The sequence below is a fragment of the Burkholderia sp. GW821-FHT14F03 genome (assembly GCF_058803765.1).
The window spans coordinates 34,302-60,441 of record NZ_JBXAPG010000046.1 but is presented as its reverse complement, the minus strand read 5'-3'; the positions used below and the strand labels follow the sequence as shown (position 1 = coordinate 60,441).

General features: G+C 67.9%; 21 protein-coding genes, 1 tRNA gene and 1 pseudogene. 14 read left to right on the top strand and 9 right to left on the bottom strand.

Annotation, left to right across the window (positions count from 1 at the left end; all coding sequences use genetic code 11):
- The 9 genes and pseudogenes from AC1RQF_RS26500 to AC1RQF_RS26460 form a co-directional block, all read left to right on the top strand.
- Positions 1-846, top strand: a pseudogene (locus AC1RQF_RS26500) (amino acid ABC transporter ATP-binding protein); the annotation flags it as partial.
- Positions 846-1,814: an ABC transporter substrate-binding protein gene (locus AC1RQF_RS26495; RefSeq protein WP_492873305.1), complete on the top strand. Its 969-nt coding sequence runs from the start codon at positions 846-848 to the stop codon at positions 1,812-1,814. The pseudogene AC1RQF_RS26500 and the gene AC1RQF_RS26495, both read left to right, overlap by 1 nt.
- A 743-nt stretch (positions 1,815-2,557) precedes the next feature.
- On the top strand, positions 2,558-5,629 hold the full coding sequence (gene fdnG, locus AC1RQF_RS26490) for a formate dehydrogenase-N subunit alpha (RefSeq protein WP_273996438.1): 3,072 nt from the start codon (positions 2,558-2,560) through the stop codon (positions 5,627-5,629).
- A gap of 10 nt (positions 5,630-5,639) precedes the next feature.
- The gene (gene fdxH / locus AC1RQF_RS26485; RefSeq protein ID WP_273996437.1) at positions 5,640-6,554 is read left to right on the top strand and encodes a formate dehydrogenase subunit beta; all 915 of its coding nucleotides are present in this window, start codon (positions 5,640-5,642) and stop codon (positions 6,552-6,554) included.
- On the top strand, positions 6,551-7,177 hold the full coding sequence (locus AC1RQF_RS26480; RefSeq protein ID WP_252987206.1) for a formate dehydrogenase subunit gamma: 627 nt from the start codon (positions 6,551-6,553) through the stop codon (positions 7,175-7,177). The genes fdxH and AC1RQF_RS26480 overlap by 4 nt, the downstream gene beginning before the upstream one ends.
- Before the next feature lie 146 nt (positions 7,178-7,323).
- The gene (gene fdhE, locus AC1RQF_RS26475) at positions 7,324-8,265 is read left to right on the top strand and encodes a formate dehydrogenase accessory protein FdhE (protein ID WP_273996436.1); all 942 of its coding nucleotides are present in this window, start codon (positions 7,324-7,326) and stop codon (positions 8,263-8,265) included.
- Complete coding sequence (gene selA, locus AC1RQF_RS26470; RefSeq protein ID WP_492873307.1) at positions 8,262-9,719, top strand: L-seryl-tRNA(Sec) selenium transferase; 1,458 nt, start codon at positions 8,262-8,264, stop codon at positions 9,717-9,719. The genes fdhE and selA overlap by 4 nt, the downstream gene beginning before the upstream one ends.
- Positions 9,716-11,638 carry a selenocysteine-specific translation elongation factor gene (gene selB / locus AC1RQF_RS26465; protein WP_492873304.1) on the top strand — a complete coding sequence of 641 codons (1,923 nt, stop codon included), beginning with the start codon at positions 9,716-9,718 and terminating at the stop codon, positions 11,636-11,638. The genes selA and selB overlap by 4 nt, the downstream gene beginning before the upstream one ends.
- Positions 11,639-11,663: 25 nt before the next feature.
- Positions 11,664-11,759: transfer RNA gene (locus AC1RQF_RS26460), tRNA-Sec, on the top strand.
- 247 nt (positions 11,760-12,006) lie between these two features.
- Here AC1RQF_RS26460 and AC1RQF_RS26455 read toward each other — a convergent pair.
- From AC1RQF_RS26455 to AC1RQF_RS26445, 3 genes are all read right to left on the bottom strand, one after another.
- Entirely contained in the window at positions 12,007-12,609 is a 603-nt protein-coding gene (locus tag AC1RQF_RS26455; RefSeq protein WP_273996434.1) for a hypothetical protein, read from the bottom strand.
- Between the two features lie 71 nt (positions 12,610-12,680).
- Entirely contained in the window at positions 12,681-13,367 is a 687-nt protein-coding gene (locus AC1RQF_RS26450) for a hypothetical protein (protein WP_273996433.1), read from the bottom strand.
- 295 nt (positions 13,368-13,662) lie between these two features.
- Complete coding sequence (locus AC1RQF_RS26445) at positions 13,663-14,634, bottom strand: AraC family transcriptional regulator (protein WP_492873306.1); 972 nt, start codon at positions 14,632-14,634, stop codon at positions 13,663-13,665.
- 94 nt (positions 14,635-14,728) lie between these two features.
- On the opposite strand from AC1RQF_RS26445, the gene AC1RQF_RS26440 reads away from it, so the two are divergent.
- Positions 14,729-15,559, top strand: coding sequence for an oxidoreductase (locus AC1RQF_RS26440; protein WP_492873303.1), 831 nt, complete (start codon positions 14,729-14,731; stop codon positions 15,557-15,559).
- A 234-nt stretch (positions 15,560-15,793) separates the two neighbouring features.
- Here AC1RQF_RS26440 and AC1RQF_RS26435 read toward each other — a convergent pair whose 3' ends face one another.
- Together AC1RQF_RS26435 and AC1RQF_RS26430 are read right to left on the bottom strand one after the other, a co-directional pair.
- Entirely contained in the window at positions 15,794-16,543 is a 750-nt protein-coding gene (locus AC1RQF_RS26435; RefSeq protein ID WP_273996431.1) for an SDR family NAD(P)-dependent oxidoreductase, read from the bottom strand.
- A gap of 23 nt (positions 16,544-16,566) precedes the next feature.
- Positions 16,567-17,442 carry a MaoC/PaaZ C-terminal domain-containing protein gene (locus tag AC1RQF_RS26430; RefSeq protein ID WP_492873302.1) on the bottom strand — a complete coding sequence of 292 codons (876 nt, stop codon included), beginning with the start codon at positions 17,440-17,442 and terminating at the stop codon, positions 16,567-16,569.
- A 243-nt stretch (positions 17,443-17,685) separates the two neighbouring features.
- Here AC1RQF_RS26430 and AC1RQF_RS26425 point away from each other — a divergent pair, with 243 nt between their 5' ends.
- The 3 genes from AC1RQF_RS26425 to AC1RQF_RS26415 all read left to right on the top strand — a co-directional run bounded on the left by AC1RQF_RS26425 (position 17,686) and on the right by AC1RQF_RS26415 (position 20,845).
- Complete coding sequence (locus AC1RQF_RS26425) at positions 17,686-18,837, top strand: acyl-CoA dehydrogenase family protein (protein WP_273996429.1); 1,152 nt, start codon at positions 17,686-17,688, stop codon at positions 18,835-18,837.
- A gap of 343 nt (positions 18,838-19,180) precedes the next feature.
- Entirely contained in the window at positions 19,181-20,050 is an 870-nt protein-coding gene (locus AC1RQF_RS26420; RefSeq protein WP_273996427.1) for an IclR family transcriptional regulator, read from the top strand.
- Positions 20,051-20,083: 33 nt separating this feature from the next.
- On the top strand, positions 20,084-20,845 hold the full coding sequence (locus AC1RQF_RS26415; RefSeq protein WP_492873301.1) for an IclR family transcriptional regulator: 762 nt from the start codon (positions 20,084-20,086) through the stop codon (positions 20,843-20,845).
- Between the two features lie 106 nt (positions 20,846-20,951).
- On the opposite strand, the gene AC1RQF_RS26410 is transcribed toward AC1RQF_RS26415, so the two are convergent.
- The 4 genes from AC1RQF_RS26410 to AC1RQF_RS26395 all read right to left on the bottom strand — a co-directional run bounded on the left by AC1RQF_RS26410 (position 20,952) and on the right by AC1RQF_RS26395 (position 25,099).
- Positions 20,952-21,803 (bottom strand): HpcH/HpaI aldolase/citrate lyase family protein, encoded by an 852-nt coding sequence (locus tag AC1RQF_RS26410; RefSeq protein WP_492873300.1) that lies wholly within the window; start codon positions 21,801-21,803, stop codon positions 20,952-20,954.
- 3 nt (positions 21,804-21,806) lie between these two features.
- Positions 21,807-22,997 (bottom strand): CaiB/BaiF CoA transferase family protein, encoded by a 1,191-nt coding sequence (locus tag AC1RQF_RS26405; protein WP_273996424.1) that lies wholly within the window; start codon positions 22,995-22,997, stop codon positions 21,807-21,809.
- 8 nt (positions 22,998-23,005) lie between these two features.
- A complete protein-coding gene (locus AC1RQF_RS26400; RefSeq protein ID WP_273996423.1) occupies positions 23,006-23,857 on the bottom strand; it encodes an HTD2 family dehydratase in 852 nt (283 codons plus the stop codon).
- 69 nt (positions 23,858-23,926) lie between these two features.
- A complete protein-coding gene (locus AC1RQF_RS26395; protein ID WP_492873299.1) occupies positions 23,927-25,099 on the bottom strand; it encodes an acyl-CoA dehydrogenase family protein in 1,173 nt (390 codons plus the stop codon).
- 110 nt (positions 25,100-25,209) lie between these two features.
- Between AC1RQF_RS26395 and AC1RQF_RS26390 the strand changes: the two genes are divergently transcribed.
- Positions 25,210-26,139: a LysR substrate-binding domain-containing protein gene (locus AC1RQF_RS26390; RefSeq protein WP_273996422.1), complete on the top strand. Its 930-nt coding sequence runs from the start codon at positions 25,210-25,212 to the stop codon at positions 26,137-26,139.
- The last annotated feature ends 1 nt before the right edge of the window (position 26,140 follow it).

The following is a 26,140-nucleotide window of genomic DNA, read 5'->3' as shown; positions in this document are numbered from 1 at the left end:
CCGCCGATCGTCGGCAGCGTCAGGTGTGGATAAGAGACAGCGACACCCGCGCGCGGGTCGGGCTGGCAGTCCGGCGCGCGGCGGCCGGGCGGACAGGTCGCGATCCATCGCGTCTCGAAGAGCTTCGGTTCGCACAAGGTGCTCGACAACCTCTCGTTCGTCGCGGCGCCGGGCAGCGTGACGGTGATCCTCGGGCAGTCCGGGTCCGGCAAGTCGACGCTGCTGCGCACGATCAATCACCTGGAGCGCGTGGACGACGGCTTCATCGACATCGACGGCGAACTGGTCGGCTACCGGCGCGAGGGCGACACGCTCTACGAACTGAGCGAGCGCGAGGTGCGGCGGCGGCGCATCGACGTCGGGATGGTGTTTCAGAGCTTCAACCTGTTTCCGCACCTGAGCGTGCTCGGCAATCTGATCGAGGCGCCCGTCGCGCTGGGTCTCGCGACGCGTGACGACGCCGAGCGCGACGCGCGCGAGCTGCTGGCGCGGGTGGGGCTGGCGGCGAAGGCCGACGCGTATCCGCGCCAGCTGTCGGGCGGCCAGCAGCAGCGGGTCGCGATTGCGCGCGCGCTCGCGCTGCGGCCGAAGGTGCTGCTGTTCGACGAACCGACGTCGGCGCTCGATCCGGAGCTGGTCAATGAAGTGCTGGACGTGATCAAGGAACTGGCGCGCTCCGGCACGACGCTCGTGATCGTCACGCATGAAATCGGCTTCGCGCGCGAGGTGGCCGATACCGTGCTGTTCATGGAGCAGGGGCGCATCGTCGAATCCGGCACGCCGGCGCAGGTGCTGGGCGCGCCCGCGCATCCGCGCACCCGCGCGTTCCTGTCGAAGGTGCTGTGATGCGGCGCGCGACCGGGGCCGCCGAGCCTGCGCAGCCGCGCCGGCGCGCGTGGCTGGCGGCGCTGCTCGCCACGGGCGTCGCGTCGGCGTCGGCGTGGGCGGCGGCGACGGGCGCGCGTGCGGTGGACCTCGATCCGCGCCAGGCGGGCCGGGTGCGCGCCGAACCGGATCCGCGTGCGATCGACGCGGCGCGCGGCTATCGCTGGGCGGCGGCGGGCGCGTTCACGGTCGCGATCGCGCCGCATGCGCCGCCCGTGGCGACCTACGCGACGGACGCGCGGACGGTGGTCGGCGCGGACGCCGACTACGCGCAACTGATCGCCGACGCGCTCGGCCGGACGCTGCGGCTGCTGCCGATCGCGTGGGCGGACTGGCCGCTCGGCCTCAGTTCCGGGAAGTACGACGCGGTGATTTCCAATGTCGGCGTGACGGAGCAGCGCAAGGAGAAGTTCGATTTCACGACCTACCGGCTCGGCTTGCATGGCTTCTACGTGCGCGATGCGAGCCCGGTCAGGCGGATCGCCGGGCCGGCGGACGTGGCGGGCCTGCGCATCATCACCGGAGCGGGGACGAGCCAGGAGCGGATCCTGCTCGAGTGGAACCGGCGCAACGCCGCGCAGGGGCTGCGGCCGGCCGTGCTGCAGTACTACGACGATGATGCGGTCGCGCGGGTCGCGCTGCTGACGGGGCGCGCGGACGCCGAGCTGAATCCGGATGCGTCGCTCGCGTACGCGGCGGCGCAGGGCGCGGGCATCCGGCGCGTGGGCGGCGTGAACGCGGGCTGGCCGGCGAACGCGGATGTCGCGATCGCGACGCGCAAGGGCAGCGGTCTGGCCGACGCGCTGACGATCGCGACCAACGACCTGATCCGCGACGGCCGGTATGGGCGCGCGCTCGCGCGATGGGGCTTGCAGGACGAGGCGGTGGCGAAGTCGGAGACGAATCCGCCGGGCTTGCCGAGGTTTTGAGGGGAGGGGCGAGCGAGCCGCTCATCGGCACTCGGATTCGACGTCCGGGTTCGAAGCGGTGCGGAGGGCTCCTGGCGTTTGCAATGTTGTGTTTTGGGGTTGAGGCGATTATCCATATCCGCAGAAGCCCAGGTCGGCGATGGCGAGGGAATTCCGGGACGGACGGGGTGATTGGCCGAGATTGAGGTTGAATGGGGCTTCGCCTATATGGCGGTCCCGTCGCCATGAGCATCACGTCTCACTCGTGCGCGCCGTACGCCATGCCTTCCAGCCGCACCGACACCTTCAATTGCAGATCGCCGATCGACTGCTTCGACACCTCGGTCTCACCGCTGCCGGCATCGAGCGCCGTTTTCATCTTTTCCGCGTCGGCGGGTGTGTAGCCGGCGTCTACCGACGCGAAGCAGAAATGAGGCGTCGGTCACGCATCAATTCCTGCCTGCGCCGACACCGCGATTTCGCCCCGCCGAATGCTCCGGATTCGTCCGATTCAGCGTGCCCAGGCGAAATTTCGCACCCGCATCTGATAAGCTTACGGCCCTGTAAGGCCGCCGTTCCTAGCCATCGTGCCCCTGTTGTCATATAACAGAAGGGCGTGCAGGCGAAAGTGCCGGCGGCCCGCCGCAGCCCAGGCTGCACGGCCTGGAACTTCGTCGAAGCGCAGCAGCAAGCGCGCAGCCGTCGTAGAATCCGGCCGGCACCGTAGTTTTAAGTGTCCCCCTAATACACCAGCCGAGACCACCATGCTACACATGTCCCGGCGCCAGTTCATGAAGGTGACCGCCACGACGCTCGCCGGCTCGAGTCTTGCCCTGATGGGCTTCTCGCCAGCCGAAGCGCTCGCCGAGGTGCGTCAATACAAGCTGGCGCGTACAGTTGAAACCCGCAACACCTGTCCGTACTGCTCGGTCGGCTGCGGCATCCTGATGTACAGCCTCGGCGACGGCGCGAAGAATGCGCAGCCGAGCATCATCCACATCGAAGGCGATCCCGATCACCCGGTCAATCGCGGCACGCTGTGCCCGAAGGGCGCGAGCCTGATCGACTTCATCCACAGCCCGAGCCGCCTGACGCAGCCGGAATACCGCGCGGCCGGCTCGGACAAGTGGGAGCCGATCTCGTGGACCGATGCGCTCGACCGCATCGCGAAGCTGATGAAGGAAGACCGCGACGCGAACTTCGTCGAGACGACGGAAGACGGCGCGAAGGTCAACCGCTGGCTGACCACGGGCATGCTCGCCGCGTCGGCGGGCAGCAACGAGGTGGGCTATCTGACGCACAAGACCGTGCGCAGCATGGGGATGCTTGCATTCGACAACCAGGCGCGTGTCTGACACGGCCCGACGGTGGCAGGTCTTGCCCCGACGTTTGGCCGCGGCGCGATGACGAACCATTGGGTCGACATCAAGAACGCTGACGTGATCCTGGTAATGGGCGGCAATGCCGCCGAAGCGCACCCGTGCGGTTTCAAGTGGGTGACCGAAGCGAAGGCGCACCGCAAGGCGCGGCTGATCGTGGTCGACCCGCGTTTCACGCGCACCGCCTCCGTGGCGGACTACTACGCGCCGATTCGCACCGGCTCGGATATCGCATTCCTCGGCGGGATCATCAATTACCTGCTGACGAACGACAAGATCCAGCACGAGTACGTGAAGAACTACACGGACTTCTCGTTCATCGTGCGCGAGGATTTCACCTTCAACGACGGCATCTATTCCGGCTACAACGCGGAGAAGCACGCGTATCCGGACAAGTCGAGCTGGGACTACGAGCGCGGCGAGGACGGCTTCGTGAAGGTCGACCCGACGCTCGCGCATCCGCGTTGCGTCTACAACCTGCTCAAGCAGCATTACTCGCGCTATACGCCCGAGATGGTCGAGAAGGTTTGCGGCACGCCGAAGGACAAGTTCCTCAAGGTGTGCGAGATGCTCGCGACCACCGCCGTTCCCGGCCGCGCCGGCACGGTGCTGTATGCGCTCGGCTGGACCCACCACTCGATCGGCGCGCAGATCATCCGCACGGGCGCGATGGTGCAGCTGCTGCTCGGCAACATCGGCATCGCGGGCGGCGGCATGAACGCGCTGCGCGGCCACTCGAACATCCAGGGCCTGACGGACCTCGGCCTGATGTCGAACCTGCTGCCGGGCTACATGACGCTGCCGTCGCAGGGCGAGCAGGATTTCGAAGGCTATATCCAGAAGCGCGTGCAGCAGCCGATGCGGCCGAACCAGCTCAGCTACTGGAAGAACTACCGCGCGTTCCACGTGAGCTTCATGAAGTCGTGGTGGGGCGACGCGGCCACGGTCGACAACAACTGGGGCTACGACTACCTGCCGAAGCTCGACAAGCCGTACGACCTGTTGCAGACCATCGAGCTGATGGCGGCCGGCAAGATGAACGGCTACATCTGCCAGGGCTTCAACCCGCTCGCGGCGGCCCCGTCGAAGGTCAAGACGGCGGCTGCGCTCGCCAGGCTGAAGTGGCTCGTGATCATGGATCCGCTCGCGACCGAGACGTCCGAGTTCTGGAAGAACCACGGCGACTACAACGACGTCGACGCGTCGCAGATCCAGACCGAGGTGTTCCGCCTGCCGACCACCTGCTTCGCGGAAGAGCGCGGCTCGCTGGTGAGCTCGTCGCGCGTGCTGCAATGGCACTGGAAGGGCGCGGAGCCGCCGGGCCAGGCGCGCAGCGATCTCGAGATCATGTCGGGGATCTTCCTGCGGATGCGCGAGGCCTACAAGAAGGACGGCGGCAAGTTCCCCGATCCGATCGTCAACCTGACCTGGCCGTACGCGGACCCGGAAAGCCCGACGCCCGAGGAACTCGCGATGGAGTTCAACGGCCGTGCGCTCGCGGACCTGCCCGACCCGAAGGATGCGACCAAGACGCTCGTGAAGAAGGGCGAGCAGCTGGCCGCCTTCGCGCAGCTCAAGGACGACGGCAGCACCGCGAGCGGCTGCTGGATCTTCTGCGGCGCGTGGACGCAGGCCGGCAACCAGATGGGGCGGCGCGACAATTCCGACCCGACCGGCATCGGCCAGACGCTCGGCTGGGCGTGGGCGTGGCCCGCGAACCGGCGGATCCTGTACAACCGCGCCTCGTGCGACGTGAGCGGCAAGCCGTTCGACCCGACCCGCAAGCTGATCGGCTGGAACGGCAAGACCTGGAGCGGCCCGGACGTCGCCGACTTCAAGGCGGACGAGCCGCCCGAGACCGGCATGGGCCCGTTCATCATGAATCCGGAAGGCGTCGCGCGCTTCTTCGCGCGCGCGGGGATGAACGAAGGTCCGTTCCCCGAGCACTACGAGCCGTTCGAGACGCCGCTCGCCGCGAACCCGTTCCATCCGAACAACCCGCAGGCGCTGAACAATCCGGCCGCCCGCGTGTTCCCGGACGATCGCAAGATGTTCGGCAAGTCGGACAAGTTCCCGTACGCGGCGACCACCTACCGGCTCACCGAGCACTTCCACTACTGGACGAAGCACGCGCGCCTGAACGCGATCGTGCAGCCCCAGCAGTTCGTCGAGATCGGCGAGGATCTCGCGAAGGACGTGGGCGTCGTGCACGGCGATCGCGTGAAGGTGTCGTCGATGCGCGGCTACATCATCGCGGTCGCGCTCGTCACGAAGCGGATCAAGCCGCTGATGGTCGACGGCAGGAAGGTACAGACGGTCGGCATTCCGTTGCACTGGGGCTTCAAGGGTCTGACGAAGCCCGGCTATCTCGCGAACACCCTGACTCCGTCCGTCGGCGACGGCAACTCGCAGACACCGGAATTCAAGTCGTTCCTGGTGAACGTGGAAAAGGCGTAAGGGGAACGAGATGGCATTGCAATCGCTTGATATCAAACGGGTCTCCGCCACCACCACCCCGCCGCCCACGGTGCGGGAGCCGGTGACGGGGAGCGTGGCGAAACTGATCGACGTGTCGAAGTGCATCGGCTGCAAGGCCTGCCAGACCGCGTGCATGGAGTGGAACGACCTGCGCGACGAGGTGGGCACGAACGTCGGCGTGTACGACAACCCGGCCGACCTGTCCGAGCATTCGTGGACCGTGATGCGGTTCTCCGAATACGAGAATCCGGACGGCAACCTCGAATGGCTGATCCGCAAGGACGGCTGCATGCACTGCGAGGATCCGGGCTGCCTGAAGGCCTGCCCGTCGCCGGGCGCGATCGTGCAGTACAACAACGGCATCGTCGATTTCCACGAGGAAAACTGCATCGGCTGCGGCTACTGCGTGACGGGCTGCCCGTTCAACGTGCCGCGCATCTCGAAGAAGGACCATCGCGCGTACAAGTGCACGCTCTGTTCCGACCGCGTCGCGGTCGGCCAGGAACCGGCCTGCGTGAAGACCTGCCCGACGGGCGCGATCGTGTTCGGCACCAAGGAGGACATGAAGCAGCACGCGGCCGAGCGGATCGAGGACCTGAAGGAGCGCGGCTTCGAGCACGCCGGGCTGTACGACCCGCAAGGCGTGGGCGGCACCCACGTGATGTACGTGCTGCATCACGCGGACAAGCCGTCGCTGTACCACGGGCTGCCCGACAACCCGTCGATCAGCCCGATGGTGAAGTTCTGGAAGGGCATCGCGAAGCCGCTGGCGGTCGCCGGCATCGCGCTGTCGGCGCTGGCGGGCTTCTTCCACTACACGCGCGTCGGGCCGAACGAGGTGACGGACGACGAGGAAGCCGCCGCCCGCGACGAGGCGCGCCGCATCAAGGAGGACGTGAAATGAGCCAGCGAGACCCGAACCTGATCGTGCGCTACACGCCGAACGAGCGCAGCAATCACTGGATCACGGCCATCACGTTCGTGCTGCTCGCGCTGTCCGGGCTCGCGCTGTTTCATCCGTCGATGTTCTGGATGACCGCGCTGTTCGGCGGCGGGCAGTGGACGCGGATCCTGCATCCGTTCGTCGGCGTCGTGATGTTCGTGTCGTTCGCGATCATGGTGGTGCGCTACTGGCACCACAACCTGCTCGACGCGGACGACCGCCAGTGGCTCAAGCAGATCGACGACGTGCTCACGAACCACGAGGAGAACCTGCCGCCCGTCGGCCGCTATAACGCCGGACAGAAGCTGCTATTCTTCACGCTGGTCGCCTGTCTGCTGCTGTTGCTGCTGTCGGGCATCGTGATCTGGCGGCGCTATTTTTCGTTCTACTTCCCGATCGGGGTGATACGCGCGGCGGCGGTCGTGCATGCGGCGGCGGCCTTCGTGCTGATCTCCAGCATCATCGTCCACATCTACGCGGCCCTGTGGGTGAAGGGCTCGATCGGCGCGATGGTGCGCGGCACGGTCACGCTCGGCTGGGCGCGCAAGCACCATCCGAAGTGGTTCCGCGAAAACGTGAAGTAAGCGCGCATTCCGCGTCCCGGCCATTGCGCGCCGGGGCCGATGCGGCGGCCGGGCCGGCCGCGCCGGGCGCCTCGCGGCGCACCGCGCGGCCGGCCGCCGCGATCAGGGCGCCGATTGTTCGGCGCTTGTTTTTTTAGGGCACGCTCGTGACTAATGTGACACAGAAGATTCTCGATCCGAATGAAATCGCCACGCTCGATCATTCGGCCATTCCGCGCTTTCGCCTGCCGGAGCGCGGCACGGCATTCGCCGCGCGCGCGGCGCGCCTGCGCAAGCTCGCCGACCTGAACCCGATCAGCGGCTACCTGCGGCTGATGGCGACCGTCGTCGACGCGCAGCATGAAGCGCTGCAGACGCTCGACGGCCGGATGCCGTCGGAAGAATCGATCCGCCAGGCGCAGCAGCATTCGATGCCGCTCGCGCCCGCGCTGGCCGGCGAACGCGATCCGCAATGGCGCGAGGTGCTGCAGCGCGTGCTCGATCACGTCGAACGCGCGGGCCTCGTGAACCCGCCGCTCGCGAAGTTGATCGACGGGCTGCGGCTCAAGACGCCGGCCGAACTCGACGCGCAGGCCGACGCGATCGCCGCGCTGCGGCTCGCCGAGGTCGAGCCGGCGACGGCGCCGTTCATCATGGCGGCGCTGCAGGTCGTGTGGACCGACTACGCGACCCGCATCAAGCCCGCCGACGTGCCGTACCTCGACCAGCCGGGCCTGTGCCCGGTATGCGGTTCGCATCCGGTCGCGAGCGTCGTGCGCGTGGGCGGCCAGTATCAGGGCTACCGCTTCGTGCAATGCGGGCTGTGCACGACCGAATGGCACGTGGTGCGCGCCAAGTGCTCGCACTGCGATTCGACGAAGGGCATCGCCTATCACGGCATCGAGGGCGGCAGCGAGGCGGTGAAGGCCGAGTCGTGCGACGAGTGCCATACGTACCGGAAGATCGGCTACCAGGACAAGGATTACGAGTTCGAGCCGCTCGCCGACGATCTCGCGAGCCTCACGCTCGACCTGCTCATGAACGAGGCCGGTTACCAGCGCAGCACTCCGAACCCGCTGCTGTGGCCGGAACTGCCGGCCGACGCATGACGGGCGGGCCGGACGTGGGCGCAGCCGGGGCCGACGGGCGGCAGGCGCTGCTCGCGCGCGTGCCGTCGGTCGAGCGCGTGCTGTCGTCGGCGGCGTGCGCCGCGCTCGTCGCCGAGCATGGCCGCACGCGCGTGCTCGATGCCGTGCGCGCGTCGCTCGACGCGTGGCGCGACGCCGTGCGGCGCGATGCCGCGCATGCCGCACCGCTCGACGACGGCTCGATCGCCGCCGACGTGCGCGCGCGGCTCGCCGCGCAGGACGCGAGCCGGCTGCGCGCCGTGTTCAATCTGACGGGCACCGTGCTGCACACCAATCTCGGGCGGGCGCTGTTGCCCGACGACGCGGTGCGCGCGGTGATGCAGGCGCTTACGCAGCCGATGAATCTCGAGTTCGATCTGGCGACCGGGCGGCGCGGCGATCGCGACGACCTGATCGACGCGCTGATCTGCGAGCTGACCGGCGCGGAGGCGGCGACCGTCGTCAACAACAATGCGGCGGCCGTGCTGCTGAGCCTGTCCGCGCTGGCGGCGCGTCGCGAGGTCGTGGTGTCGCGCGGCGAACTGGTGGAGATCGGCGGCGCGTTCCGGATTCCGGACATCATGAGCCGCGCGGGCGCGAAGCTGCGCGAGGTCGGCACGACCAACCGCACCCATCTGCGCGACTACGCCGAGGCGATCGGGCCGCGCACCGCGATGCTGATGAAGGTGCATTGCAGCAATTACGCGATCAGCGGCTTCACGAAGGAAGTCACGCTGGACGAACTGGCGCCGCTCGCGCGCGAGCGCGGCCTGCCGGTCGCGGTCGACCTCGGCAGCGGCACGCTCGCGGATCTCACGCAGTGGGGCCTGCCGAAGGAGACCACGGTGCGCGAGACCGTCGAGGCGGGCGCCGACCTCGTGACGTTCAGCGGCGACAAGCTGCTGGGCGGCCCGCAGGCCGGGCTCATCGTCGGCCGCCGGGGGTTGATCGCGAAGATCAAGAAGCATCCGCTCAAGCGCGCGCTGCGCGTCGGCAAGCTGACGCTCGCGGCGCTCGAACCGGTGCTGCGCCTGTATCGCGCGCCGGAGCTGCTGCGCGAGCGCCTGACCACGCTGCGCCTGCTCACGCGTGGGCAGGCGGAGATCGCGGCGACGGCGGAGCGGCTGCGGCCGGCGTTGCAGCAGGCGCTCGGCGCGGCCTATGCGGTCAGCGTCGAGCCGATGTTCAGCCAGATCGGCAGCGGGGCGCTGCCGGTCGACCAGCTGCCGAGCTGCGGGCTCGTCGTGCGCGCGGCCGACGGCAAGCGCAGCGGGCGCGCGTTGTTGCAGCTGGAGCGGCGCCTGCGCGCATGGCCGCGCGCGGTGATCGGGCGGATCGCGGACGACGCGCTGCGCCTCGATCTGCGCTGCCTGGAAGCGGCCGACGAGGCCGAGCTGATCGCGCAGTGCTTGCGCGAGGCGGGGTCGCACGCATGATCGTCGGTACGGCAGGACACATCGATCACGGCAAGACGACGCTGGTGCGCGCGCTCACGGGCGTCGACACCGATCGCCTGAAGGAAGAGAAGGCGCGCGGCATCTCGATCGAGCTGGGCTATGCGTATGCGCCGCTCGACAACGGCGAGGTGCTCGGGCTGATCGATGTGCCGGGCCACGAGAAGCTCGTGCATACGATGGCGGCCGGCGCGTGCGGGATCGACTTCGCGCTGCTCGTGATCGCGGCCGATGACGGCGTGATGCCGCAGACGCGCGAGCACCTGGCGATCCTGCAGCTGCTCGGCGTCGCGCATGGCGCGGTGGCGGTGACGAAGTGTGACCGGGTCGACGCGGCCCGGCTCGCGCAGGTGCGCGACGAGATTCGCGCCTGGCTCGCGCCGACGGCGCTCGCGCAGGCGGAACTGTTCGATACGCGCGCGACCGAACCCGACGATCCGGGCGTGGCCGTGCTCAACGCGCACCTGCGCGCCGCGGCGCGCGCGTGGCGTGCGCGCCGCGACGATGGGCTGTTCCGGCTCGCGGTCGATCGCGTGTTCACGCTGACGGGGCAGGGCACCGTCGTGACGGGCACGGCGTTCGCGGGACAGGTGCGCACCGGCGACACGTTGAGCGTGGTGCGCAGCGGCGAAGCGGTGCGCGTGCGCAGCATCCATGCGCAGAATCGCGCGACCGACGCGGGCCGCGCGGGCGAACGTTGCGCGCTCAACCTCGCGGGCATCGACAAGGCCGCGCTCGCGCGCGGCGACACGATCGCGGATGCGCGGCTCGGCGAGGCGTCGCCGCGTCTCGACGTCGAGCTGACGCTGCTGCCCGATGCGGCGCTCACGCTCACGCACTGGGCGCCGCTGCACGTGCATCTCGGCACGCTGCATCGGGTGGCGCATGTCGCGCTGCTGGACGGCGAGACGCTGGCGGCCGGACAGCGCGCGCGGGTGCAGCTGATTTTCGATGAACCGGTGTTCGCGGTGCCGGGCGACCGCTTCATCGTGCGCAATGCGCAGGCGACGCAGACGGTGGGCGGCGGGCGCGTGCTCGATCCGTTCGGTCCGGCGCGCAAGCGGCGCACGCCCGCGCGGCACGCGTGGCTCGATGCGCTCGCGGCCTGGCTCGATGAAGGCCGGCTCGACGCGCTGCTCGACGAGGCGCCGCTCGGGATCGGCACGGCGACGCTCGTGCATCTGACCGGGCTGCCGCACGAGGCGCTGGCCGTGCCCGCCGACGCGGTGCGCGTGGCCTTGCCGGGCAAGTCCGGCGATGCGGCGCTGCTGGTCGCGCGTCGCCACTGGGATGCGCTGCGCGCGAAGGTGCTGGCGACGCTGCAGGCGTTTCACGCGCGCTCGCCCGACGAGCAGGGGCCGGACGTCGCGCGCCTGCGGCGCATGGCCGCGCCGCTCGCCGACGATGCGCTGTGGCGCGCGCTGGTCGACGCGCTGGTCGCGGGCGGCGAGGTGGTGCGCAGCGGGCCGTGGCTGCACCTGCCGTCGCATGCGGTGAGCTTCGATGCGCGCGAGGAAGCGTTGGCGCGGCAATTGCTGCCGCTCGTGCAGGCGGGGCGCTACGATCCGCCGTGGGTGCGCGATCTCGGCTCGGCCACCGGCGCGGGCGAGGAGCCGGTGCGCACGCTGCTGCGCAAGCTCGCGCGGCGCGGCGACGTGCATCAGGTCGTGCGCGACCTGTTCTATCACGGCGACGTGATCGCCGAGCTGGCGCGCGTGATCGCGACGCTGGCCGAGGCGCGCGGCGGCGCGGTCGACGCGGCGACGTTCCGCGATGCGACCGGGCTCGGACGCAAGCGGGCGATCCAGATCCTCGAATTCTTCGACCGGGTTGGGTATACTCGCTTCCATCGCGATTTACATCTGTTGCGCGCGGACAGCCGGCTGCTCGGTTCGTCGTAGTCGCGCGCATGTTTCACGTTCCCCGGGAAGGCATGCGTATCCGGTGGTGCGGCTGGGCCTCAAACCCAGTTGGGGGCGTCTACCGCTCCCAGGTCGGTTCGACTCCGGCTGCCTTCCGCCATGAGGCACGTAGATCGCCTCGGCAAACGCCCCGGGCAACGCGAACACTCGCGTAGCCCCGCGGCCTCTGCCGAGATCCCGGCGGCCCCGGCCCTGATGCAGCCGCATCGACTCATGTACCGGCATCGGCGACGCCTGCGCGATCGCCTTGAAGTGGGTGACCTTCTCCGCAATCGCGCGTCAGCGGTCGACCGACCTGACAACACCACCCGGCATGAGATCCGCGCGAAGCGGATCTCGGTGGCTGATTAGCTGCAGCTCTTCAGTGCGGCTCGTCTCACTGACGTCTCTACGCTGTGCGGGGTTGTGCCGGCCTCCATTGATTTCTTTGAGATCTTGGACGCTCGTACGAATATTGCAGCTGCGGCTGCATTGGCGTCGGCTGCGGCGCCTCCAGCGGCTGTTTTCCCTTTGCTGGCCGCGTTGGCCGCCTGAGCCACGATGCCACGCGTGGAGATGCTCGAATTCATGATTTGATTGATGGCACCAGGGACCTCCGCTATCCCCATCACGACTGAAAAGGCCTCTGTCACAACGTTAAAAATATCCATTACTTCGGCATCCGTATTGACGAACGGATCTCGATAGGCAGGGCTTGTCACCTGGTAACCCTTTGTCGGGCAGTCGTCGTATATTGCGGTGCCGGATCCATAATTCGCGGCCGTCATCGTGCACTGAGAGAGCGGCTTCCCGCCGACGATCCAGTCGCCGCTGCTGGATTTCTTGACTACCTTGTATGGGTCGCTTTGAGCAATCGAGGCATCGGATAATGAAAAAATGATGGCGATGCACGCCAGTGTTCTGATCTTGCTCGCCGAAATGGCTTGTTTGAAAATGGATGTGCTGTTCATCTTGTGCCTCACAGTGATATGGGATCTTTGGGTGGCGAAACTCAATCGACGTTTTGATTCGGCACGCATGCTCAGCATTTGTTTCCGAGACTTTGCACATATTTTTGAAGATCTCGCCCGCCGGTCATGTCATTGCCATCGAATCTCTTGATCACCGTCGGCCTGATTCCTTCGGCCGTGGACCACGGAACGGCAACTTCAAATCCACCATCGACTAATGGAACACGCAGAACCGCAGCATCTACTCCCCATTTTCTCAAGACATTTTTATCGCCGAGCTGATCCATAAGCGGCTTGTTGACGTCCAATCCCAGTGCCTTTTTTATATCGTTGGGATTTTTGGCATCCAGGTTAATGGTGATCTCCCTGACTTTGCCGGGAATCTTGGCTTGCGTGACTGCTCCGGCGACTTTGTCTGCTTTCCTGGGATCGCTCTCCCACATGGAGTCCGGCGCGCCAGCGTATGCCGCTGCGACATCTTGGCTCTCGCCCAAATACCAGGCCTTCCATTCCGGACTGTCGTTTCCGCCTGTTGGCGTCCGTTTTATTCCGTTCAACACTGAGTCGACATTCCCGTAGGTCACGCCGTGGTATCCACTGTATCCATCTTTCAAATCTCTCTGAGAGGTGATGACGTCATTGGGATTGGCTGAGGATGCGATGGGATAGGTCAGGGTGGTTGCCGTGATTGCGCCAGCTGCAATAAAGTAAAAATTCAACACCAGGCGAATGAGATTTGATTTAACTTTGCGATGCATGGCATGCTCCAGTTTAAATTAAATATCCCGGTGCTTGGTAGCAAGAATCTTGATGGTATTGTCGTTTAATATGGGCATCAAAATTCGCGTTTAGTATGGCGGCGGCCAAACTCTATTTCGATGACGCGGAAATTAAAATTTTGTCGAACGCGCGTCATGGTCGACCCTCGTCGCGACGGAGATGGCGCGGGCGCCAAACATGCCCGCGTGGAGTCATCGATCGCGTCAAGCATCTCCAGGACGGTCGCCCACCCATTGATCGCGGACGAAGCTGTCGCTTCAGCTCATGCCCAATTCAATGCGACGACACATAGATCGCATCGGCAAGCGTCTCCGGCAACGCGAAACGCTCGCGCATCCGTCTCGTCTCCGCCGCCGGCGTCAACCCGAACAGGCGTTTGAATTCCCGGCTGAACTGGGACGCGCTCCCGTAGCCCACGGCGTGTCCCGCGGCCTCCGCCGTCAGATCCTGGCGGATCATCAGCAAGCGGGCCTGATGCAGCCGCGTCGACTTCACGTACTGCATCGGCGACACCCGCGTGATCGTCTTGAAGTGGCTATGGAAGCTCGGGATGCTCATGCCCGCTTCCTCGGCCAGTTGCGTGACGTCGAGGGGCTGCGCGTAGCCGGCATGAATCAGGCGCAGTGACCGGCCTATCCGGCCGAACTGGCCGCGCATCGCCAGCGCCTCGCGCATCGGCCCGCCCTGGGCGCCGGTGAGTACGCGAAAGTACAGCTCCCGCAGCAGGCCCGGGCCTAGCACGGCGGCTTCGAGCGGTCGATGCAGCGCCTCGAGCAAGCGCAATACCGAGGCTTGCATCGCATCGTCCATCGGCGTCGACATCATGCTCTGGGGGGCGTGCACGGGCGCCATGCCGCCCGCGCGGTCGATCTGCGCCGCGAGTTCGGCGGCCAATGTGAAATCGAGGTGAAGATACAGCGCGAGCAGCGGATGCTCAGGCGTGGCGTCGGTTTCCATGTCGAACGGCACGGGCACGGAGACGGCCAGATAGTGACGCTCGTCGTACAGATAGAGCCGGTCGCCGAAGTAGCCCCGCTTGCGGCCCTGGCACACGATCACGATGCCGGGGTCGTACAGAACCGGCGTGCGCGAGAGCGCCCGGTCCGAGCGCAGGAGGCGCACGCTCGGGAGCGCCGTCAGGTTGTAGCCCTCGTCGGGCGCCAGCGCGCGCAGCAGGGCGACCATGCGCGCCCGGCTGCGACGGGGCAGATCCGGAGGCGGGTTCGAGATGCGCTTCAGGCTCATAGTTTTAGGCAAGATAATCAGCGGATCTTGGCTTATCCGATGCGGTTCGCCAGACTAACATGCATTCTCCAATCGACATTCGGGAGAAAGGCTCATGGCATCCGGCAAAATCCTGCTCATCACGGGCGTCAGCAGCGGCTTTGGCCGCGCGCTCGCGCACGAAGCGCTGGCGGTGGGGCACACGGTCGTCGGCACGGTGCGAAGCGCGCAGGCCAGGCGCGACTTCGAATCCCTGTCCGGGCAGGCCCGGGGGCGCGTGCTCGATGTGACCGATTTCGATGCGATCGACGGCGTCGTCGCGGACATCGAGGCCGATGTGGGCCCCATCGATGTTCTCGTCAACAACGCGGGCTACGGCCACGAGGGCATCATGGAGGAATCGGCGCTATCGGACATGCGCAAGCAGTTCGATGTGAACGTGTTCGGCGCGGTGGCGATGATGAAGGCCGTCCTGCCTCACATGCGCAAGCGCCGCCGCGGGCACATCCTGAACATCACGTCGATGGGCGGCTTCATCACCATGCCCGGGATTGCCTACTACTGCGGCAGCAAGTTCGCGCTGGAGGGGATTTCCGAAGCGCTGGGCAAGGAAGTCGAGCCGCTCGGCGTGGCCGTGACGGCCGTGGCGCCGGGTTCGTTCCGCACCGACTGGGCAGGCCGCTCGATGGCGCGCACGCCGCGCTCGATCGCGGACTACGACGCGCTCTTCGATCCGATCCGCAAGGCCCGCGAGGACAAGAGCGGCAAGCAACAGGGCGATCCCCGGAAAGCCGCGCGCGCGATGCTCGACGTCATCGCCGCGGAGCGCCCGCCCGCGCATCTGCTGCTCGGCAGCGATGCGCTCGGGCTCGTGCGGGACAAGCTGTCGGCATTGGCGCATGAAATCGGTGCGTGGGAGGCCGTGACGGTCTCGACGGATGGTTGAGCGCGCAAGCAAGGGATGGCCCGGATCGTGGAGGCGTCCGCGCCGCCGCGTGACCGGGATAGCCGCGGGTCGAGCGTGGAGCGGCAGCGTCGGGATTGCGCCCTGGCATCGATCTTGGCCCCCGGCGTTCGTTTGCGCATTCATCGATCGGGCTCGGCTTCCTGGATGCCGTCTATCGCCAGCCCGCGCTTGTTTCGCGACGGCGGTTGTCGTTCCTGCGACGTCGGTACAGGATCAACCGTAGCGCCCGCCCGTGACGTGCAGCACTTCGCCGCTGATGAAGCCGGCGCGCTCGCTGGCGAGGAAGGCCACGGCGTCGGCGACGTCTTCCGGGCGACCGGCGCGCTTGATCGGCTGGGCGGCCAGCGCGCGCGCCTTGATCGCCTCGTAGGTCGGGAGCGCCTGCACCATTTCCGTTTCCATGAAGCCGGGCGCGACGCAGTTCGAGGTGATGCCGTAGCGGCCTTCCTCCAGCGACAGCGCCTTGGCCATGCCGATCAGGCCGGCCTTGGCGGCGGCGTAGTTGGCCTGCGTGGGGTTGCCCAGGTAGGCGCGCGAGCTGATGTTGATCAGTCGTCCCCAGCCCTGCTCGATGAAGTGCGGCATGACGGCCCGGGCGGCCAGGAACGCGCCCTTGAGCATCACGTCGATGACGAAATCCCAATCGTCCTCGCTCATCTTCACCAGGTACGTGTCGCGCGGCGCGCCCGCATTGTTCACGAGAATGTGCACGCCGCCGAATTCCGCGACCGTTTCGTCGACGAGGCGTCGCACGTCGGCTTCGCGCGTGATGTCGCCCACGATGCAGTGCGCGGCGAGGCCGTCGTCCCGCAGCGCCTTGGCCGTGGCTTGCGCGAGTTCGGCATTGATGTCGGTGACGACGACGTGCGCGCCTTCCTGCGCGAGCCGGCGCGCCGTGGCCGCGCCGAGGCCGCGCGCGGAGCCGGTGACGATGGCGACCTTGCCGGTCAAACCCAGATCCATGCGTATCTCCTGAAAAGAACCGTTCAGCGCAGGTCGACCCGCGCGTTGTTCACTACCACCACGTTGCGTTCGACGGCGGTGACGCGCAGCGAAACCGCGCGGCCGTCGACCCACATCTCGGTGCGCAGCGTGTCGCCGGGCCAGGCCGGCGCGGTAAAGCGCACGCGCATGCCCGCGAAATGCTCGTCGTCGTAGTCGAGCACCGTGCGCAGCACCGCGTGCGCGGCTATGCCCATCAGCGCCATGCCGTGCAGGATCGGGCGCGGAAAGCCCGCCGACGCGGCCACGGCGGGGTCGGCGTGCAGCGGATTGAGATCGCCGCTCAGGCGGTAGATCAGCGCCAGTTGCGCGGGCGTGCGCAGCTCGCACACGCGATCGGGCGGGCCGTCGGGCATGGCGTGAGGCGTCGGCGGCGCGCCGGCGCCGCCGCCTGTGCCGAAACCGCCGTCGCCGCGCAACAGGCTCAGTTGCACCACGGTGGCAAGCAGGCGGCCCGTGTCGGCATCGGTGACGTCGCGCGTCTGCTGGAGAAGCGCGCCGGTGTTTTCTCCTTTGTCCCACAGGCCGGTGATGCGCGTCGCGCCCGTGACGCGGCCGCTGGCCGGCAAGGGCGCGTGCAGCCGGATCTCCTGCCCGGCGTGCAGGATCCGCTGCCAGGTGATGCCCGTGTCCGGCTCGCGCGCCCAGAAACCCGGGTAGGCGAGCACGTTCGCCATGGTCGGCAGCGCGCGCAGCGATCGACCGTCCTCGCCTTCGTAGACGTAGCGCAGTTGCCTCGCGTCGAGCGGGTCGGTTCCCAGCCCCAGGCCGAGCGCGTACAACTGCGTATCGCGCAGCGAATACGCATGCTCGATGGGGGCAAAGGGGCGGGCCAGCAGCGAATCGGCTTGGAGCGGCATGGCGTACGTGACGGCAGTGGACCCGGCTCGTACGATGCAACCGCGCCGGGCATGCCGTCAACGGATGGGCGCACAGTGTTCCGTACCTTGGCAGCAGCCGGGGCGGGTCGGGCCGCGCCGTCGCCAATACCCGCCGCGTCGGCGCGTTTTCATCTTCCGGAACGTTCTCCGCGAGGCGGTTGTTTCGCGCCGGCGGCCGGCGCACTATTGCGTCGATTCCACTCTCTTTCAAGGCGCGTCGACATGATTCGCGATCCGGAAACGCTCAATGGCCTGCTCGACTCCATCGCTCGATTCGTTCGCGAGCGCCTCCTGCCCAACGAGGCGCAGGTCGCCGAAACCGACGAGATTCCCGAGGAGATCGTCGCCGACATGAAGGCGATGGGCCTGTTCGGCCTCACCATTCCCGAGCGCTTCGGCGGCCTCGATCTGACCATGGAGGAAGAGGTGCTCGCGGTGTTCGAGCTGTGCCGCGCGTCGCCGGTGTTTCGCTCGGTGCTCGGCACGACGGTCGGCATCGGCTCGCAGGGCATCGTGCTCGACGGTACGCCCGAACAGCAGGCGCAGTACCTGCCGCGCCTCGCGACCGGCGAACTGATCGCGTCCTTCGCGCTGACCGAACCGGAAGCCGGCTCCGATGCGGCCTCGCTGCGCACCACGGCGCTTCGGGACGGCGACGACTACGTGGTCAACGGCACCAAGCGTTTCATCACGAACGCGCCGCATGCGGGCATCTTCACGTTGATGGCCCGCACCAATCCGCAAGACAAGGGCGCGGGCGGCATCTCGGCCTTCATCGTCGACGCCGGGACGCCCGGTATCAGCTTCGGCAAACGCGACCGGAAGATGGGGCAGCAAGGCGCGCATACCTGTGACGTGATCTTCGAGAACGTGCGCGTGCCGGCCGCCAACCTGATCGGCGGAAAGGAGGGGCAGGGCTTCAAGACGGCGATGAAGGTGCTGGACAAGGGCCGCATCCATATCGCCGCGGTGTGCGTGGCCGTGGCCGAGCGCATGCTGTCGATGGCGTTGACCTATGCGCTGGAGCGCAGGCAGTTCGGCAAGCCCATCGCCGAGTTCCAGCTCGTGCAGGCCATGCTGGCCGACAGCAAGGCCGAGATCTACGCGGCCCGCTGCATGGTGGTGGACGCCGCGCGCCGACGCGACGCCCGGCAGCCCGTCGGCACCGAGGCGTCGTGCGCGAAGCTGTTCGCGTCCGAGATGTGCGGCCGCGTGGCCGACCGTGCGGTGCAGATCTTCGGCGGCGCGGGCTACATGGCCGAATACGCGATCGAGCGCTTCTACCGCGATGTGCGCCTGTTCCGCATCTACGAAGGGACGAGCCAGATCCAGCAGCTGGTCATCGCCCGCAACATGATCCGCGATGCGCAGTGACGCGCCGGGGCGTCGAGGCGGCGGCCGCTCCTCGTCATGCGCTTCGCGCAAGCGATGTCCTGTTCCGTACATTGACCTGTTCCGGCGCAGCCGTTCCGCCAGGAAACGATCGGGAGCCGGCTGTCTCCCGCCCTGGGTGCGTCATTTCCATGCCCGCAGCGATTCCAGAGTACGGAACAACCTGGCGCGACCATTGACTCGCTGGCGGTTGGCCCGTGTAATGCGAGGCATCGGACGTACTCATCCCATGCGTGCCGCCATGTCGCGCGGCGCGCCGCGGCGGCGGCCCGGAGCCGGGTTCAGCGCCGCGTTCACAGCCGAATCGAGGCAAACGGAGCAATCGATGCCGCCGCATGCACACCGGGCAACGCCGTCCCTGCCGGCGCAGCAGGACGCGAGGGGGCGCGATGCGCCGGATGCCGGCGGCGAGCGGGCGGAAGACGGGCCCGCATCGCAGGCGATGGTCGTTCCGCTGGCGCGGAGTCTCGCGATCCTGGCCGCGTTTTCGCCGCATGAGCCATGGCTCGGCAATCAGGACCTCGTGCTCGAAACGGGCATCCCCGCGCCGACGATCACGCGGATGGCGCGTTCGCTCGTCGCGCTCGGCTACCTGCATTATTCGCCGCAGCGCCGCCGGTATCGGCTGGCCGCCCCCGTGCTGTCGCTCGGCTACGCCGCGATCGCGCATGCCAACGTCCCGCTGCTCGGGCGGCTCGACATGCAGGCGTTCGCGAACGCGAGCGAAACCTATGTGATGCTCGGTACGCGGGATCGCCTCGACGTGATCGTCCTGGACACGTGCGCGAGCGAACCGGCGTCGGTCGATCTCAAGCTGGACGCGGGCACGCGTCTGCGCATCGCGTCGTCGCCGATGGGCTGGGCCCTGCTGGCGGCCTTGCCGGAACTCGAACGCTTCTACCTGCTCGGCAACATCGAACGCAAGGCGGGACGCGACTGGCCCGGCCAGCGCCGCCGGATCAGCGGGGGTATTGCCCAGGTGCATGACGTCGGCTATTGCATGTCGCTCGGCGAATGGGAGCCGGACCTGACGATTCTCGCCGTTCCGCTGCGGGTTCAGGATCACGCGCCGCTCGTGCTGGCCTGTATCGGACGCAGCGCGAGGCTGGGGCGCGCGCGGGTCGAGCGGGAACTCGGGCCCAGGCTGGTCGCGGCCGCGCGGCATGTCCAGGCGCAGTCCGCCGTCATCGACTGACGCGCACATGGGCGAGACCGACAGGCAAGCAGCATGACGCTGACCATCGAACGCGGGCTCGACGTGCTCCACGCATTTCGCGGGGCCCGCACGCCGCTGTCCAATGCGGAACTGGTGCGGCGCACCGGTTTGTCGAAGGCGACGGTGTCCCGCCTGACGACGACCCTGATCTCGATCGGCTATCTGCGCAGGGTGGGCGGCGGGCGCTTGTTCGAACTCGGCGCCGGCGCATTGCGCATCGGACATGCGTATCTGGAAGCGAATCCCGTCACGCGCCTGGTCACGCCCGTGATGCAGCAGCTTGCCGACAAGCTGAGCTTCTCGGTTGCGTTGGCGGTGCCGCACCGGCTCGACATGGTGTATATCGCGTCGCGCGCGGGCGCCAGGATCGCCACGCTGCGGCTTGGCGTCGGTTCGCTGTTGCCGATCGCATCGACCGCGGTCGGGCGCGCCTATCTGTATGGGCTGCCGGGCGAGGCGCGCGCGCCGTTGGTGGCCGAGCTGCTCGACGCGGCCGGAGACGAGGCGGACAGGGTTCGCGAGCACCTCGAGGCGGCGTTCGAGGATCTGCGGCGGTCGGGCGTATGCATGTCGGTCGGCGGCTATCAGCGCGACGCCTACGGCATTGCATTGCCGATCGTGATCGGCCGCACGCGCACGTTGATGGCGCTGAATTGCGGTGCGGTGGAGCCGGAGCCGGATGTGGCGGCGATCCGCGCGCGCGTGATTCCCGAGTTGAAGGCGATGGCGGAAACCCTGTCCTTCATCTTGCGCGACGTCGACTGCGCGCTTTGATGCCGGGACATGCCGGGTTCACTCGGGATTGACCGGGTCGCGTAGCGCGCACCCGGCGCGGATTCGCGCTCGGCGGCGGCTGCGGCGAGGCCGACCCGGCCGGCGCTCAGGCCCGTGCGCCGGCCACGATCGTCTCGGCCAGGCGGATGACGGGCAGGTCGACCATGCGTCCGTCGAGGCTGAACGCCGCGCCGCCGTGCCGCGCGGCTTCCTCGATCACGCGGTGCGCCCAGGCCTGCTCGTCCGCCGAATAGCCCATGACCTCGTTGACGCCGGCGACCTGCGCCGGGTGGATGCACAGCTTGCCGCCGAACCCGAACGCGCGGGCGCGCCGGGCGTCGGCCGCGAGACGCTCGGCGTCGTCGGTGCGGGTGGTCACGCCGTCGATCGGCGCGGGCAGGCGGGCGCGCCGTGAGGCGGCCACCAGCGCGTTGCGCGCGAAGGCCAGCTCCGCTTCGTCCGGCGAGGCGCGCATGCCCAGGTCGAGCTGGAAATCGAGGTGGCCGAAGGCGAGGCGCGCCACCTGCGGGTCGCGCGCGAGCGTGTCGGCCGCGTCCAGCCCGGCCAGCGATTCGACCAACGCCACGAGCCGCGCGTGCGCCCCAAGCTGTTCCGCGACGCGGCGCAGCGCGTGCGCGTCTTCGGACTTGGGCAGCATCACTGTGACGCCGTGCATTGTCCAGTCGCGCAGCAGCGCGAGGTCCGCCGCGTGCCAGGCGGTGTCGACGGCATTCACGCGCACGAGCGTGCGCCAGCGTTGTCCGGAGGTCAGCCGCGGCAGGTGCTGCGCGAGCTGCGCGCGTGCGCGGTCCTTGCCGTCCGCGGCGACGGCATCCTCGAGATCGATGATGACGCAGTCGGCCGCCGATTCGAGCGCCTTGGCGAAACGCTCGGGCCGGTTGGCCGGCACGAACAGCAGGCTGCGTGCGTGACGGACGGGAGAGCGGGCGGTGGACATGGTTCAGATGACGCCTGCGGCGCGCAATCGTTCGATATCGGCCTCGCTGCGCCCGAGTTCGCGGAGGATCTGCGCGGTGTGCCCGCCCAGCGCGGGGACAGGGTCCATGCGCGCATCGAAGCTGTCGACCGTGGCGGGCGGCAGCAGCGCGCGCAGCTCGCCGGCGGGCGAATCAATGGTGCGAAAGCGCCGGCGGGCCTGGAGTTGCGGATGGGACCAGAGATCGCCGACCTGATTGACGGCGGCATTGGCGATCTGCGCGTCGTCCAGGCGCGCGATCACCTCCTGCGCGGTGAGGTCGGCGAACGTCTGTTCGATCACGGCTTGCAGCTCGGCGCGGTGTTCCGAGCGGCGCACGTTGGCGTCGAAGCGCGGATCGGTCGCCAACGCGGGGTTGCGCAACACGGTGTCGCAGAACGCCTTCCACTCGCGTTCGTTCTGCAGGCCCAGCATCACCACCCGGCCGTCGCCCGCCTTGAACGGGCCGTAAGGGTAGATGGTGGCGTGCGCCGCGCCGTTGCGGCCCGGGGGCGGCTGGCCGTCGTATGCGTAGTACAAGGGAAAGCCCATCCATTCGCCCAGCGCTTCGAGCATGGAGATCTCGACGTGCGAGCCCACGCCGGTGAGGCCGCGTTGCAGCAGCGCGCTGAGGATGCCGGTGTACGCATACATGCCGGCCGCGATGTCCGCGATCGAATTGCCGGCCTTGCTGGGCTCGTCGGGCGTGCCCGTGACCGACAGGAACGCCGCTTCGCTCTGGATCAGCAGGTCGTAGGCTTTCTTGTCGCGATAGGGGCCGTCGGCGCCGTAGCCCGAGATGTCGCAGACGATGAGCCGGGGATGCTTCGCGTGCAGCGCCTCGAACGACAGGCCCATGCGCGCGGCCGCGCCGGGCGCGAGGTTCTGCACGAGCACGTCTGCCTGGGCCGTGAGCTCGCCGAGCACGGCCTGGGCGGCGGGCTGTTTCAGATCCAGCGTGAGGCTTTCCTTCGAGCGGTTGGTCCAGACGAAGTGCGAGGCGAGGCCGCGCGTGCGGTGATCGTAGGCGCGCGCGAAGTCGCCCACGCCCGGGCGCTCCACCTTGATCACGCGCGCGCCCAGGTCGGCGAGCTGGCGGGTGCAGAAAGGCGCGGCGATCGCGTGTTCGAGCGTGACGACGGTCATTCCGCTCAGGGGGCCGGGTCGAGCTTGCATGGTCGGTGCTACTCCAGTTCGGCGCTGGCCTGCATGGCCAGCTGGCCCTGCGGGCCGCATGCCCACAAGCGGGCGGTGTGTGTCTCGAGCGCGCCGTTCACCGTGAACGGCGCGGTGTCGAACAAGGGGCTGACCGCCTTGAACGCGAAGCTGCGAATGGTTCGGTCGGGGTGCGCGCGGCGCAGCGCTTCCAGCAGCAGCGTGGCGATCAGCGGACCGTGCACCACGAGGCCCGGATAGCCTTCCTCCTGCGTCGCGTAGGGCCGGTCGTAGTGGATCCGGTGGCCGTTGAAGGTCAGCGCCGAAAAACGCATCAGCAACACCGGATCGGGCGTGATGACGTGCGAGTATTGCGCGTCGTCCGGCGCGGGCCGCGGAGGCGGCGCGTCCGCCGCGGCGGGAGGCGGTGCGTCGCGATACACGATGTCCTGTTCTTCGCGGATGGCCACGCCTTGCGCGTCGCCGACCTCGTGCCGCACGGTCACGAAGACCAACCGGCCGCTGCGGCCCGACCTGCTCTTCACGTTCGTGATCGTGGAGCGTCGTTCGGCCGGCGCATCCATGTCCAGCGGGCGCAGGAACGCGAGCCGTCCGCCGGCCCACATGCGGCGCGGCAGCGTGACGGGCGGCAGGAAGCCGCCGCGCTGCGGATGACCGTCGACGCCGAGGTGGGACTGGCGCTCGCCCGGGAGAAAATACAGCCAGTGCCACAGCGGCGGCAGGGTCGCGGGCGGCGTGGCGTCCTGCGCGTAGTCCAGCGTGGCCTGCATGAGGCGGACAGGGGATGGCGTGATCCGGTCCGCGCGCGTTTCGCAGCGACCGATCCAGGCATCGAAGGAATCGGGATTGTCGAGACTCATGTCGTTTCGCTCATCGATGAGGGCAGGCGTCGGGCGTGTCGCGGGCGCTTGCGGTCGCCCTTGTCGCGCTCAATAGGAGCGGGGCAACTCCAGCACGTGCTCGGCCACATGCCCCAGGATCATGTTGGTGGAGATCGGCGCGACCTGGTACAGACGCGTCTCGCGGAATTTGCGCTCCACGTCGTATTCGCAGGCGAAACCGAAGCCGCCGTGCGTTTGCAGGCAGGCATTGGCGGCTTCCCAGCTGGCCTTGGCGGCCAGGTACTTGGCCATGTTGGCCTCGACCCCTGCGTTCTGCCGGGCGTCGATTTTCTCGCACGCGCGCCAGCGCATCAGGTTCGCGGCCTCCAGCTCGATGAACGATTCGGCCAGCGGAAACTGGATGCCCTGGTTCTGCCCGATCGGGCGGCCGAACACCTTGCGCTCGACCGCGTAGTCGCGCGCCTTTTCCAGGAACCAGTAGCCGTCGCCGATGCACTCGGCCGCGATCAGCGTGCGCTCGGCGTTCAGTCCTTCGAAGATCACCTTCAGGCCCTTGCCTTCGGCGCCCAGCAGCGCGTCCTCCGGCAACTCCAGGTTGTCGAAGAACAACTCGTTGGTCTCGTGGTTGACCATGTTGAGGATGGGCTGCACCGTGAGGCCATTGCCGATCGCCTGCTCCAGCTCGACGATGAAACACGACAGGCCGTCGCTTTTCTTCCGCACCTGATCGAGCGGCGTGGTGCGCGCGAGCAGGATCAGCAGATCGCTGTGCCGGACCCGCGAGATCCAGACTTTCTGGCCGTTGACGACCCACCGGCCGTCTTTCCTGACGGCCGTGGTCGTGAGCCTGGTGGTGTCGCTGCCCGTGGTGGGCTCGGTCACGCCCATCGACTGCACGCGCAGCTCGCCCGACGCGATGCGGGGCAGATAGCGCGCCTTCTGCGCATCGGTGCCGCTGAACACGATGGTGTTCATCACGTACATCTGGCCGTGGCACGCGCCCGAATTGCCGCCGGCGCGGTTGATCTCTTCCATGATGACCGACGCTTCGGCCATCGACAGGCCCGGGCCGCCGTAGTCCTGCGGGATCAGCGCGGCCAGCCAGCCGGCCTCGGTGAGCGCGGTGACGAACGCCTCGGGGTAGCCGCGTTCCTCGTCGATCTTGCGATGGTATTCGGGCGGAAATTGACGACACAGGCCGCGCACGGCGTCGCGGATCTCCTGATAGGCGTCGGGGGCGGAAAAAATGGAGGCGCTCATGAACCCTGTCTCGTCATTGGCGGGGATGGTCCATAATAAGTATTGATGGATGTCTGAAAAAATAGAATTTCCTGATCGATGTATCAGTTTTCGGTATCGAGGTATCCGCGATGGATCTCAAGCAACTGCGCGCCTTCGTCACCGTGGCCGAGACCGGCAACGTCACGCGTGCCGCCGCCCTGTTGAATCTCGTGCAGCCCGCCGTGTCGCGCCAGTTGCGCCTGCTGGAGGACGACATGGGGACGGAGCTGTTCGAGCGCGGCCGCCACGGCATGCAGCTCACGCCGTCGGGCAAGACCATGCTCGAATACGCGCGCCGCATCCTCAACGAGGTGGCGCGCGCCAAGGCCGAGATCCAGCCCACCGAGGGGCCGGTGGCGGGCATCGTCAGCATCGGCCTGCTGGCCAGCACGTCGGACCTGCTGGCCACGCGGCTGGCGGGCGAGGTCGCGCGACGCTATCCGCACATCCGCCTGCGGCTCACGATCGGCTATGCCGGGCATCTGCAGGACTGGCTCGAAGCAGGGGATGTCGACGCCGCGCTGCTGTACGGGCAGAAGGAGACGCCCGCGTTGCACGTCAAGGCGCTGATCGAGGAAAGCCTGTGGGCCGTGGCGGCGCCGTCCGCCGGGCTGTCGCGCAAGCGGCCGCTCGCGCTTGCGCGCGTCGCGAGCGAGCCGTTCATCCTGCCCGCCGCGCCACAGGGCCTGCGCGCCGCGATCGAGCACGCCGTGGCCGAGGCGGGGCTGACCTTGCGGGTGTTCGCCGAGACCAATGCGTTGAGCGTGCAGAAGGAACTCGTCGCGCAAGGCCACGGCTGGACGATCCTGCCGGCCGTGGGCGTGACGCAGGAGGTCGAGCGCGGCGTACTGAGCGCGGCGCCGCTGGCGCCCCCGGGCGTGCGGCGCACGATCGTGCTGGCGGCGCCCAGCAGCCGACAGGCCACGGCGCCCGTGCGCTGCGTGGTCGGCGTGCTGCTCGACTGCGTGAAGCACACGTTCGAAGCGGGCTGCTGGCCCGATGCGCGCTGGCTCGGTTAGG

Bases quoted from the DNA above. Each gene is read 5' to 3' on its own strand.
- AC1RQF_RS26405 (WP_273996424.1), bottom strand. From the start codon at position 22,997: ATGCAAGCTCGACCCGGCCCCCTGAGCGGAATGACCGTCGTCACGCTC.
- AC1RQF_RS26390 (WP_273996422.1), top strand. From the start codon at position 25,210: ATGGATCTCAAGCAACTGCGCGCCTTCGTCACCGTGGCCGAGACCGGC.
- fdxH (WP_273996437.1), top strand. From the start codon at position 5,640: ATGGCATTGCAATCGCTTGATATCAAACGGGTCTCCGCCACCACCACC.
- AC1RQF_RS26425 (WP_273996429.1), top strand. From the start codon at position 17,686: ATGATTCGCGATCCGGAAACGCTCAATGGCCTGCTCGACTCCATCGCT.
- AC1RQF_RS26495 (WP_492873305.1), top strand. From the start codon at position 846: ATGCGGCGCGCGACCGGGGCCGCCGAGCCTGCGCAGCCGCGCCGGCGC.
- AC1RQF_RS26455 (WP_273996434.1), bottom strand. From the start codon at position 12,609: ATGAACAGCACATCCATTTTCAAACAAGCCATTTCGGCGAGCAAGATC.
- AC1RQF_RS26415 (WP_492873301.1), top strand. From the start codon at position 20,084: ATGACGCTGACCATCGAACGCGGGCTCGACGTGCTCCACGCATTTCGC.
- AC1RQF_RS26480 (WP_252987206.1), top strand. From the start codon at position 6,551: ATGAGCCAGCGAGACCCGAACCTGATCGTGCGCTACACGCCGAACGAG.
- AC1RQF_RS26395 (WP_492873299.1), bottom strand. From the start codon at position 25,099: ATGAGCGCCTCCATTTTTTCCGCCCCCGACGCCTATCAGGAGATCCGC.
- AC1RQF_RS26445 (WP_492873306.1), bottom strand. From the start codon at position 14,634: ATGAGCCTGAAGCGCATCTCGAACCCGCCTCCGGATCTGCCCCGTCGC.
- AC1RQF_RS26430 (WP_492873302.1), bottom strand. From the start codon at position 17,442: ATGCCGCTCCAAGCCGATTCGCTGCTGGCCCGCCCCTTTGCCCCCATC.
- selA (WP_492873307.1), top strand. From the start codon at position 8,262: ATGACGGGCGGGCCGGACGTGGGCGCAGCCGGGGCCGACGGGCGGCAG.
- AC1RQF_RS26450 (WP_273996433.1), bottom strand. From the start codon at position 13,367: ATGCATCGCAAAGTTAAATCAAATCTCATTCGCCTGGTGTTGAATTTT.
- selB (WP_492873304.1), top strand. From the start codon at position 9,716: ATGATCGTCGGTACGGCAGGACACATCGATCACGGCAAGACGACGCTG.
- AC1RQF_RS26435 (WP_273996431.1), bottom strand. From the start codon at position 16,543: ATGGATCTGGGTTTGACCGGCAAGGTCGCCATCGTCACCGGCTCCGCG.
- AC1RQF_RS26410 (WP_492873300.1), bottom strand. From the start codon at position 21,803: ATGTCCACCGCCCGCTCTCCCGTCCGTCACGCACGCAGCCTGCTGTTC.
- AC1RQF_RS26420 (WP_273996427.1), top strand. From the start codon at position 19,181: ATGCCGCCGCATGCACACCGGGCAACGCCGTCCCTGCCGGCGCAGCAG.
- AC1RQF_RS26440 (WP_492873303.1), top strand. From the start codon at position 14,729: ATGGCATCCGGCAAAATCCTGCTCATCACGGGCGTCAGCAGCGGCTTT.
- AC1RQF_RS26400 (WP_273996423.1), bottom strand. From the start codon at position 23,857: ATGAGTCTCGACAATCCCGATTCCTTCGATGCCTGGATCGGTCGCTGC.